The organism is Coleofasciculus sp. G2-EDA-02 (genome assembly GCF_040226375.1).
Taxonomy (GTDB): Bacteria; Cyanobacteriota; Cyanobacteriia; order Cyanobacteriales; family Coleofasciculaceae; genus Coleofasciculus.
In genome coordinates, this window is sequence record NZ_JAVKEW010000031.1 from 1 (window position 1) to 9660 (window position 9660).

10 protein-coding genes are annotated in these 9660 nt (G+C 46.4%); 6 read left to right on the top strand and 4 right to left on the bottom strand.

Annotated elements, in window-relative coordinates; translation table 11 throughout:
• Nucleotides 1-97: 97 nt before the first annotated feature.
• Both RLO19_RS03280 and RLO19_RS03285 read left to right on the top strand, forming a co-directional pair.
• Nucleotides 98-406, top strand: a complete 309-nt coding sequence (locus RLO19_RS03280; protein WP_446353806.1) for a hypothetical protein — start codon at nucleotides 98-100, stop codon at nucleotides 404-406.
• Nucleotides 407-820, top strand: coding sequence for an HNH endonuclease (locus tag RLO19_RS03285; RefSeq protein WP_446353822.1), 414 nt, complete (start codon nucleotides 407-409; stop codon nucleotides 818-820). It begins immediately after the preceding gene.
• Nucleotides 821-1196: 376 nt separating this feature from the next.
• Here the strand turns inward: RLO19_RS03285 and RLO19_RS03290 are convergent, their stop codons facing one another.
• Nucleotides 1197-1931: a class I SAM-dependent methyltransferase gene (locus RLO19_RS03290; protein WP_446353808.1), complete on the bottom strand. Its 735-nt coding sequence runs from the start codon at nucleotides 1929-1931 to the stop codon at nucleotides 1197-1199.
• A gap of 302 nt (nucleotides 1932-2233) precedes the next feature.
• On the opposite strand from RLO19_RS03290, the gene RLO19_RS03295 reads away from it, so the two are divergent.
• From RLO19_RS03295 to RLO19_RS03310, 4 genes are all read left to right on the top strand, one after another.
• Nucleotides 2234-3934 carry an ABC-F family ATP-binding cassette domain-containing protein gene (locus tag RLO19_RS03295; RefSeq protein WP_446353810.1) on the top strand — a complete coding sequence of 567 codons (1701 nt, stop codon included), beginning with the start codon at nucleotides 2234-2236 and terminating at the stop codon, nucleotides 3932-3934.
• A 428-nt stretch (nucleotides 3935-4362) separates the two neighbouring features.
• Entirely contained in the window at nucleotides 4363-5961 is a 1599-nt protein-coding gene (gene gpmI / locus RLO19_RS03300; RefSeq protein WP_446353812.1) for a 2,3-bisphosphoglycerate-independent phosphoglycerate mutase, read from the top strand.
• A 63-nt stretch (nucleotides 5962-6024) separates the two neighbouring features.
• On the top strand, nucleotides 6025-6258 hold the full coding sequence (gene secG, locus RLO19_RS03305) for a preprotein translocase subunit SecG (protein WP_446353814.1): 234 nt from the start codon (nucleotides 6025-6027) through the stop codon (nucleotides 6256-6258).
• A 99-nt stretch (nucleotides 6259-6357) separates the two neighbouring features.
• A complete protein-coding gene (locus tag RLO19_RS03310) occupies nucleotides 6358-7104 on the top strand; it encodes a peptidase (protein WP_446353816.1) in 747 nt (248 codons plus the stop codon).
• Nucleotides 7105-7434: 330 nt separating this feature from the next.
• On the opposite strand, the gene RLO19_RS03315 is transcribed toward RLO19_RS03310, so the two are convergent.
• Genes RLO19_RS03315 through RLO19_RS03325 form a run of 3 tightly spaced genes read right to left on the bottom strand, consistent with a single transcriptional unit; the run spans nucleotide 7435 to nucleotide 9249 of the window.
• Nucleotides 7435-8712, bottom strand: coding sequence for a hypothetical protein (locus tag RLO19_RS03315; RefSeq protein ID WP_446353817.1), 1278 nt, complete (start codon nucleotides 8710-8712; stop codon nucleotides 7435-7437).
• Nucleotides 8666-8854 (bottom strand): hypothetical protein, encoded by a 189-nt coding sequence (locus RLO19_RS03320; protein ID WP_446353818.1) that lies wholly within the window; start codon nucleotides 8852-8854, stop codon nucleotides 8666-8668. Before RLO19_RS03320 ends, RLO19_RS03315 begins: the two co-directional genes overlap by 47 nt.
• A 2-nt stretch (nucleotides 8855-8856) precedes the next feature.
• Nucleotides 8857-9249, bottom strand: a complete 393-nt coding sequence (locus RLO19_RS03325) for a hypothetical protein (RefSeq protein WP_446353820.1) — start codon at nucleotides 9247-9249, stop codon at nucleotides 8857-8859.
• Nucleotides 9250-9660: the final 411 nt, after the last annotated feature.

Sequence of the window (9660 nt, forward strand, 5' to 3'; positions counted from 1 at the left end):
TGGGTCACACGGGAACTCTCCAGGAATACTGGATAAACGCTTCAGGACAGTTAGCCCTCTGGTGTATTGATGAGAGTCAATACTTTAAGGCTTCTGGATGAATGAAGAATCCCCCGTGTTTTCAACCGGGGGAGTGTCAACTAACCAAATCTCATCTGTTACTAACCCAACAGATGCTCCAATTGCATACACTGAAGTTCTAGACTTTCTGATCACCCGCCCTACTCCTCAAGAAATCACTACCTTTAAAGTTTCAGCAGAAGCCCAAGAACGTCTCCACACGCTGCTAGACAAAAACAGAGAAGGAACACTAACAGCAGCTGAAGCAACAGAACTTGATTTATATGAGCAGTTAGAGCATCTGATGATTCTGCTTAAAGCCAAAGCTTATGACTTAATCGGATAAATAACTCCTTACTCGATTTCCCCTTCCCTACGTCAGCTAGTGATTGAACGGGCGCAGGGTAAATGTGAATACTGTCTCATTCACCAAGATTATTCAATCTACAGCCACGAAGTTGACCACATTATTGCTCGAAAACACGGCGGTAAAACCGTAGCCGAAAATCTGGCACTAGCTTGTTTATCTTGCAACCGTCACAAAGGCTCTGACTTAACAACCTTTGATCCACTTAGTCATGAAATCGTCCCTTTGTTTAACCCACGCCGTCAAGTCTGGACAGATCACTTTACCTTAGACGAAACCAACATTATTGGTACGACAGCAACAGGTCGAGCAACGGTGTTTTTACTCAAACTCAATGCTTCAACTCGTTTGTCTTATCGTCAAGTATTGATTGCCCAAGGACGCTATCCGTGAGACTATAATGCTGAGCGAAGGTGGATTAGCTGGGAGAGGTATGCAGTATTGAGGCTGTGATGCTATGAGGCGAGAGGCTCAACGGATACAAGATAGCAAAATCCGCCTTTATTACCCCCTTTTGCTACGGCGATTGAAATCGCTGCTACACAAACAAAGTCCGCCTACGCGGACTGAATTATAACTAGAGTGGCTAACCCGAATTTATTATAAAAATTTGGCATTTATTGGTAGCTTATTTGGTCGTGCTAAATCACAAATTAGCTCAACAACAAGGATTAATTCGCTAAGGGTTAAATGTCAACTCATGCTTTGAATAGCAAGAACTAAAATTATCAAGATTTATTCAATGACAAGCTGTGATATATCGCTGCCATTAGGTGGGTTGACGTGCGATAAACGCTACACGAGATTTCGGCAGAGGGTATTCACCATAACTCCGCATCGTTTGTACCTCAAAACCGACTTGACGCAGTTGTTCCGCGATATCTGTTCCTTGGTATAATCGCTGATAGTGTACTTCCTCATCCCGTCGGTAATATTCTCCCAGCTTCCTAAAAGTAATAATTCGACGAGTTAATATCTCCTGTTCACGATCCTCCAGCTTTTCCACCAGTACCACCCAATCCTCTCCTTCGGTAAATCCCTGGGTGAGGATTCCTGGTGCAACTTGTCCGGGTTCTACAATGTCGAAAATGAAAACACCCCCAGGTTCTAATGCGTTATAAACACGATAAAATAGTTGGATTAGTGAAGCGCGATCGCTCTTTGGATCAAACAGGTAATTCAGGCATTCACCAATGGAGGTGACAGCATTACAGGCGGGGATATCTACATTGAAGAGTGACTCAACCTGAAACTCCGCTTCTGGGACTCGGGTTCGTGCTATGGCGATCATTGACTCAGAACTATCAACGCCGAAAACGTGGTAACCTGCCTTTACCAGTTTTTGCGCCCATAATCCACTCCCACAACCCAAATCCACTACTAAACCTTCTCGTATTTGGTTTTGAGCAAGGATTGCCAATATACCAGGTGCAGATTTAAGGGCGTAATCCCGAAACCCGACATCATGGATATATGCCAAATCTTCTTTGTATCCCTTTTCCATATTCTCTCACCGCTAACCCCGCTACACCCTCTAGATTATCGGTTCACTATGACAAAGGGCGGGTTTTGTTGAAAGGTTATTGGTAGATATCCTAGCTTTACCCCTAAACCCGCCCCTACAAAACGATACCCAACCCTCTTTTGTATGACAAAGGGCGGATTTTGTTAAAAGGTTATCGGTAGATACCCATAAATAGATCCATTAAATTTTGTTACGATAAACACGGATAGAGAGTCAGCGGCGCACCCAAAACGTCGGGTATCTCAATCTCCCTGCTGTAATCTGCTTGAGACATTACACCCATGCTGAGACTAGAACACATTAGTAAAATTTATCCCACTGGCGAAGTTCTCAAGGATGTCAACTGGGAAGTCAAACCGGGCGATCGCATCGGCTTAGTTGGCGTTAATGGTGCGGGTAAATCCACCCAACTCAAGATTATTGCTGGGGAGATAGAACCCACGGCTGGAGAAGTCATCCGCCCTACCAGTCTCCACATCGCTTACCTCACCCAAGAATTTGAAGTCGATCCTAGTCGCACGGTGCGCGAAGAATTTTGGACGGTATTTACACAAGCCAACCAAGTACAGCATAATCTGGCGCAGGTGCAACGGGACATGGAAACCGCTGATCCCGATCAACTCGATCGCCTGATCCACAAGCTGGATAAATTGCAGCGTCAGTTTGAAGCCCTCGATGGGTACTCTCTAGAAGCGCAAATCGAGAAGATATTACCGGAAATGGGATTTGCCCCCGAAGACGGCGATCGCTTAGTTAGCGCGTTCAGTGGTGGTTGGCAAATGCGGATGAGTTTGGGCAAAATCCTGCTGCAAAGTCCTGATATATTACTGTTAGATGAACCGACTAACCACATCGATTTAGAAACCATCGAATGGTTAGAAAATTATCTAAAAGGCTTAAAAACCCCGATGGTGATTGTATCCCATGACCGGGAATTCCTGGATCGCCTCTGTACCCAGATTGTGGAAACAGAACGCGGCGTCTCTACCACCTACCTAGGCAATTATTCGGCTTACTTACAGCAAAAAGCCGAGATGCAAGAATCCCAACTCAGCTCATACGAGCGTCAGCAGAAAGAACTAGAAAAGCAGCAAGCCTTTGTTGAGCGGTTCCGCGCCAGTGCAACCCGCAGCACCCAGGCAAAAAGCCGCGAGAAACAATTAGAAAAAGTTGAACGCATTGAAGCACCAACGGGTAGCTTAAAAAGCTTACATTTTCGCTTTCCCCCAGCCCCTCGTAGTGGTCGCGAGGTGGTCAAGATTAAGGATTTGGTGCATACCTACGACGATAAGATTCTCTTCCTCGGTGCAGACTTGCTGGTTGAACGGGGCGATCGCATCGCTTTCTTAGGACCCAACGGATCAGGCAAATCCACGCTATTACACCTAATGATGGGGATGGAAAACGCCACAGAAGGGATTGTGGAACTGGGTCAGCATAATGTGATTCCCGGCTATTTTGAGCAAAATCAAGCCGAAGCGCTGGAGTTAACTAAAACTGTCATGGAAACCATCCATGATGAAGTTCCTGATTGGAAAAATGAAGACGTTCGTACCTTATTAGGGCGATTTCTCTTTAGTGGTGAAACAGTCTTCAAAAAAGTCGAATCCCTGAGTGGGGGAGAAAAAGCCCGTCTGGCTTTAGCAAAAATGCTGCTACGTCCCGCAAATTTACTCCTATTGGATGAGCCAACCAATCACCTGGATATCCCCGCCAAAGAGATGTTAGAGGAAGCCCTCCAGCATTATGATGGTACCGTGATTATTGTCTCCCACGACCGTTATTTTATTTCCCAAGTGGCGACGAAAATTGTTGAAATTCGCGATGGTGAGTTCCGAACTTATCTAGGCGATTATCACTACTACCTTGATAAAATTGCCGAAGAGAAAGAACAGGCACGACTCGCCGCGATCGCAGCCGAAAAAGCTGCCAAGAAAGCAGCAAAAGCTGCCAAGAATAAAGCAGCGGCTAAAGGTCAATAAACCAACGTAGACAAGTACCGTGGTATATCTGTCCTATCAGGGATTAATCGGAATTTTTTCCTATCTCTGATAGACAAAACCTGCCCTCACCGCTATACCAAATCCGATCAGATTACCCCCTTTTGCCACAGCGATTAAAATCACTGCTACACAAACAAAGTCCGCCGACAAGAACCTAGGTTATAAAGGCGGTGACTAATCCGGATTTGGTATTACTCATGATAGAAGACCGAACTAATTGAGAACAGTGTCAATAAGTATTATTTCTATAGAGTTTATCGAAAAGGAGGACTCTAGAGAAAGAAAATCTAGCTAATTTTTCGGGCTAAACGCCTAAAAACCCAAAAGAAAGGCAAAGATTAGCCATCAATTTAAGAAACTAATGATATCATAGCGGTGAAATTAGTGTAGGAATAAAGAGCGATACTATGATGCAAGCACCTGTATCTCCTGTGGTGCTAGTCATCTTGGACGGCTGGGGCTACCGCGAAGCAATGGATGGAAATGCCATTGCCATCGCTCGAACCCCTGTAATGGATAGCCTTTTGGCGGCTTATCCCAGTACAACCATTCGGACATCTGGTAAAGACGTAGGTCTACCAGAGGGTCAAATGGGTAACTCGGAAGTGGGTCACCTGAATATTGGTGCTGGGCGTGTCGTCCCCCAAGAACTAGTTCGCATCTCAGATGCTGTGGAAGATGGTTCTATCCATGAGAATGCAGCCCTGCAGAAATTGAGCCAAGAACTGAAGCATCAAGGTGGTAAGTTACACCTGATTGGCTTGTGTTCAGACGGTGGTGTGCATTCTCATATCAACCATCTGCTGGGATTACTGGATTTTGCTAAATCCCAAGGATTCTCTGATGTTTGCGTTCACGCCATTATGGATGGTCGTGATACCAACCCTAACTCCGGGATCAGCTATATTCAGACCATTCAAGAGCATATTGACAAAATTGGCATTGGACGCATTGCCACCATTAGTGGTCGCTACTATGCCATGGATCGAGATCATCGCTGGGATCGCATCCAAAAAGCTTACGACATAATCACCCAGGATGGGAATGGGGATGGTCGTAGTCCGGTTGAGGTGATGCAAGCGTCTTATCAGGCGGACATTACCGACGAGTTTATTCTACCCACTCGGATTACGTCTGGTGCGGTGGAACCGGGGGATGGGATGATTTTCTATAACTTCCGTCCCGATCGCGCCAGACAACTGACCCAAGTATTCACCGATCCGGACTTTAGCGGATTTGAACGGGAACTGATTAAACCCCTAGCCTTTGCCACGTTTACTCAGTATGATCCCAACTTCCCGGTTTTGGTGGCATTTGAGCCGCAGAACTTGAATAATATCCTCGGCGAAGTCATCGCCCGTAAGGGGTTGCGCCAATTCCGCACCGCTGAAACCGAGAAGTACGCCCATGTTACCTACTTTTTTAATGGCGGTTTAGAATTACCCTTTGAAGGAGAGGATCGGGAACTCATTCCCAGTCCCATGGTGTCAACCTACGATCGCGCCCCCGCCATGTCCGCCGTCGAGGTGACGGAAGTGGCGGTAAAGGCGATCAGCAAAATGATTTACTCCTTAGTTGTGATCAACTACGCCAATCCGGATATGGTAGGACATACAGGAAATACACAAGCCTGTGTGAAAGCCATTGAAACGGTGGATCACTGCTTGGGGCGGTTGATTGAGAATATCAACAAAGTGGGCGGAACCGCGATCATTATCGCCGATCACGGGAATGCGGAATACATGCAAGATGAACAAGGCAATGCTTGGACAGCGCACACAACTAACCCTGTACCCTTTATTCTGATAGAAGGGGAAAAATTAAAAATCCCTGGACATGGCACCGACGTTGCCCTGCGTAGCGATGGACGTTTGGCAGATATTGCCCCGACGATTCTGGACATCTTACAACTACCACAACCGGCAGAAATGACGGGACGTTCTATGATTAAACCAGTGGAGTTTGATGTGCGGAAGAATCGGACACCAGTACGAGTTGCCTTGTAGTCTTTGGTCTGAGACGAAAACAACAAGACCAAATTTCCACTGACAACTAAACCATAATCAGCGATGATCGTTAGTCAAGTTCTGCAAATTGTTTGGGGAGTATCTGCTCTCGGTTTGATTATTTTAGTGTTGCTTCATAGTCCCAAAGGGGATGGTATTGGTGGGATCGGCGGTCAAGCCCAACTGTTTACCAGTGCCAAAAGTGCAGAAACTGCCCTCAACCGGGTTACCTGGGTGCTTGCCATTATCTTTATCGGTTTGACCATTGTTCTCAGTGCTGGGTGGTTGAATCAGTGATATCTTCCCCCACTGAATCGAACAAGCAAAGAATTTGGGATGAGAAAAATTACCGCTCCCAAGCTGAGGCGTTTCCTCCATAGCACCAGGAAACGTCTCTTGTGGATAGCGATCTTGACCAGTGGTTTAATTCTGTTACTATCGATATCTTGGCATGTCCCTGGGATTCCGTTCTCTCTCCCAACTCCTCAACCTCACCCCCTCCCCCAAACATTGGCGCAGTGGGATGATCAAACTGGTGTCGGTGATTATTTGACGGAGATTAAGTTAACCCCCGTGGAGTATCTGGTTTGGTCTGAGTTTCCGGTTCAGGTTTATATTGAACAACCCAGAGAATCAGCAGAATCCTCGGCTAGTGCTAAACGATTCCACGATTGGTACAATGCTGTTTTACAAGCGGTAGAGGAATGGACTGTCTATTTACCGTTACTGGTGGTTTCTGAGACAGAATCGGCAGATATTACGATTGTGCGATCGCGTCCCCCTCTGCAAGCCTCCTTTAACCGCGAAACCCAACGATTTGAGAATATTCGCGCCCGTACCGCAGAAACTCGCTACGAATTTTATCTGCGTCCAGGAGTGAAGGAACCACGGGATATTTTAGCACATAAGTTTACCATTTATCTGAGTCCCCACCAAACAGTAGACTATACCCTAGCCACGGCTCGTCATGAAATAGGACATGCGTTGGGGATTTGGGGTCATTCTCCCGTAGAAACAGATACGATGTACTATTCCCAGGTTCGCCATCCCCCGGAAATCTCCGTGCGGGATATCAACACGCTCAAACGGATTTACCAGCAGCCCACTCGCTTAGGATGGGCGGTGACACCAAATCCGGGTTAGCCACCCCCCTTATAAGCTAGTCCGCGCAGGCGGACTTTGTTTGTGTAGCTGCGACTTCTAGTCGCCAGGGCAAAAAAGGGGTTCTAAAGGCGGATTTGGTATGAAACTCTGACTTTTGACAGCAAGTCTAGAAACCTGAGTCGGGGCGGGTTTAGTTACATCAGGTTGCAACCGAAAAGATAGTGGTGAAACCCGCCCCTACACAATTCACACTCACGTTGCGCCACATACCATCAAAAGTCAGACCTAACACTGAAACCCTTAATATACCGTAGGGTGGGCATTGCCCACCAGCATGGTAAGTCAGTTCTCATTCCAGCTAACACCGATTTAACGCCGCCACAGATGGGCGATGAGACGATAGAGGAGGGCGATAAGAAATGGGGCGCTTAATACCAGACTCCAGATAAAAATGGGTGAGGATAAAAACGAAACATCGGTGTAGGATTTCGGTTGGGGTTGTTGAACGGAAATCGCGGTGGCGGTTAAGCCGCTAATCGCTAGTCCAATTCCAGCTAAGGCGATAGTATTATCCAAGGCGCGATCGCTCTTGGTTTGCTCAACGTCGATAATCCCTTGTAGGGTACTATTCAGATTTTCTAGTAACGTGAGTCCAGGTTGGAAATTCTCACAGTCGGAGGCGACTTGGCGCTGGTATTTCTGGGCGTAGAGTTCACTGCTGAATTCTTTCAGAACCGTTAAGTCACTCCCTCGATACTTTTTCTGCATCGCTTCCAGCCGATAGTGATAGTTTTCCAGGTTAATCGTCAGGGTACGGCTTTGGTTTTGTAGAGCGTTTAAGGCAAGAGCATAATCGGATAAATTAATCAAGTGGTCTTTCAGAGTTTTTTGCAGTCGCCCTAAACTCACGCGGTTTCTTTCACATTGTTCGGTGATGTGTTTAATATCTTGAATCGCGGGTTGAATCTCCACGTATTCCCGTTTGAGGTCAGATTTCTGGGCTTGGCTTTGGTAATACGACCAAACAATTTTATGGCGGTATTGAAACAAGCGCAACCAGTCATAATAGGTAGCTTGTACCTGGGTTCGCATCGCATCTGGGGTGGAGTCGTGGGGAAAGAGCCAGATTAACAGGTGATGGCTTTCTTGGCGATAGTTTTGCCAAAAGTCGGCAGCCTCTAAGCCCGGATTGGGGGGACGATACCAGAGTTCAAATAGAGTTGCACCGTTTAACTGTCCTTTGCCGATAATATCTCTGGTCCAGTTATAATCGCTGAGGATTTTGGTGTAGCAATCTTGGGCGATTTCCTCAATTTCGGTATCAGTTTTTGGGGTAGTCAGTTGACCCCAGAGTAACCAGGTTTGTCCAATCGTTCCCGTTTGTTGGGATAGGCGTTGAATCAGTTCTTGTTTTAGGTGAAAGAAGGGTTTATCGTGGAGAGGTTGAGGCTGATCATTGGATTGATTATTCGCATCAAGTTTTCCCGAATAATCAACCTGGAGAGCATAGGTATCATTAAGTTCTAGGGGTTCGTAGTACCCATCGAACGGATCAGGAAAGTATCTATATCTGGTTTCCAGTAAGGGAATGATGCCAGAATCAAGGAAGGGTTTGAGTGGGGGACAGTTTGGTGTAGGTTTCCTCAAAGCTGGTTTCATCTAAATCACCATAGACTTTCTGCCAGAATCGGCGGCGATTTTGGTCAAGTTGCTGAGAATTTTGTCCTAATCCTGCTTGGAGATCATAAAGGAAGAGGTTAATACTGGGATAAATAATTGCATCAGACATAGTCAGTTTTTACCCCGAATGGCTTGCCAAATCCGTTGTAGAAGATTCGGATTGGCTTTAGTCTTGGCTTTAGCTACAGAATCAGGGGCGCTAAAGATATCAATAGCGGAATTCGTGAGTTCTTGGGTAGCTTCATTGGGGATGGGAAGGGGAGGTAATCCTTTATTGCGAACTCCTACATTTTGCTCAAGTTGATTACATTCCTGATGATACAGAGTATCGAGGGGAGGATAGTCTGCTGCAATGCTATCCAGATTGCCAATTGTATGGGGATTGGCTTTCATCTGTTGGGCTAAATCATGGAGTTTAGACTGCACTTTTGGCGGTAGCGGTTGTTCTAATTTGGCTAAACCATTCAGGAATGCAGTTAGTAATTGTTGGTGATAGTCATTCATCGGTAACATTCTCCATACACCTTATCTTATTCTCTCATCCCATTTGGCTATTCAGCATTGAGATAGGGAAATATGAATCGTTGAACCGTAGGGGCGCACGGCGTGCGCCCTCATCTTACCGATGTGCGCCCACCCATGGTGAATGAGCGTTTGATACTCATCAACGAGTGTTTAATACTCGCCAACGAGTGTTTAATGCTCATCAACGAGTGTCTGATACTCATCAACGAGTGTCTGATACTCATCAACGAGCCTTTGATACTCGCCAACAAGCAAAATCGTAGGGTGCGTTAGCGAAGCGTAACGCACCATCGCTAGTTTGCGGTTAAATTAGGCGCAGGTTGGTAAAGGGCGCACGTCGGTTGGTAAAGGGCGCACGTCGGTGCGCCCCTACGGGGATTGTTGGTTATC

Excerpts from the sequence above, each read along its gene's own strand:
- RLO19_RS03325 (WP_446353820.1), bottom strand. The coding sequence starts at position 9,249 with ATGAATGACTATCACCAACAATTACTAACTGCATTCCTGAATGGTTTA.
- RLO19_RS03280 (WP_446353806.1), top strand. The coding sequence starts at position 98 with ATGAATGAAGAATCCCCCGTGTTTTCAACCGGGGGAGTGTCAACTAAC.
- RLO19_RS03290 (WP_446353808.1), bottom strand. The coding sequence starts at position 1,931 with ATGGAAAAGGGATACAAAGAAGATTTGGCATATATCCATGATGTCGGG.
- RLO19_RS03320 (WP_446353818.1), bottom strand. The coding sequence starts at position 8,854 with ATGTCTGATGCAATTATTTATCCCAGTATTAACCTCTTCCTTTATGAT.
- secG (WP_446353814.1), top strand. The coding sequence starts at position 6,025 with ATGATCGTTAGTCAAGTTCTGCAAATTGTTTGGGGAGTATCTGCTCTC.
- gpmI (WP_446353812.1), top strand. The coding sequence starts at position 4,363 with ATGATGCAAGCACCTGTATCTCCTGTGGTGCTAGTCATCTTGGACGGC.
- RLO19_RS03295 (WP_446353810.1), top strand. The coding sequence starts at position 2,234 with ATGCTGAGACTAGAACACATTAGTAAAATTTATCCCACTGGCGAAGTT.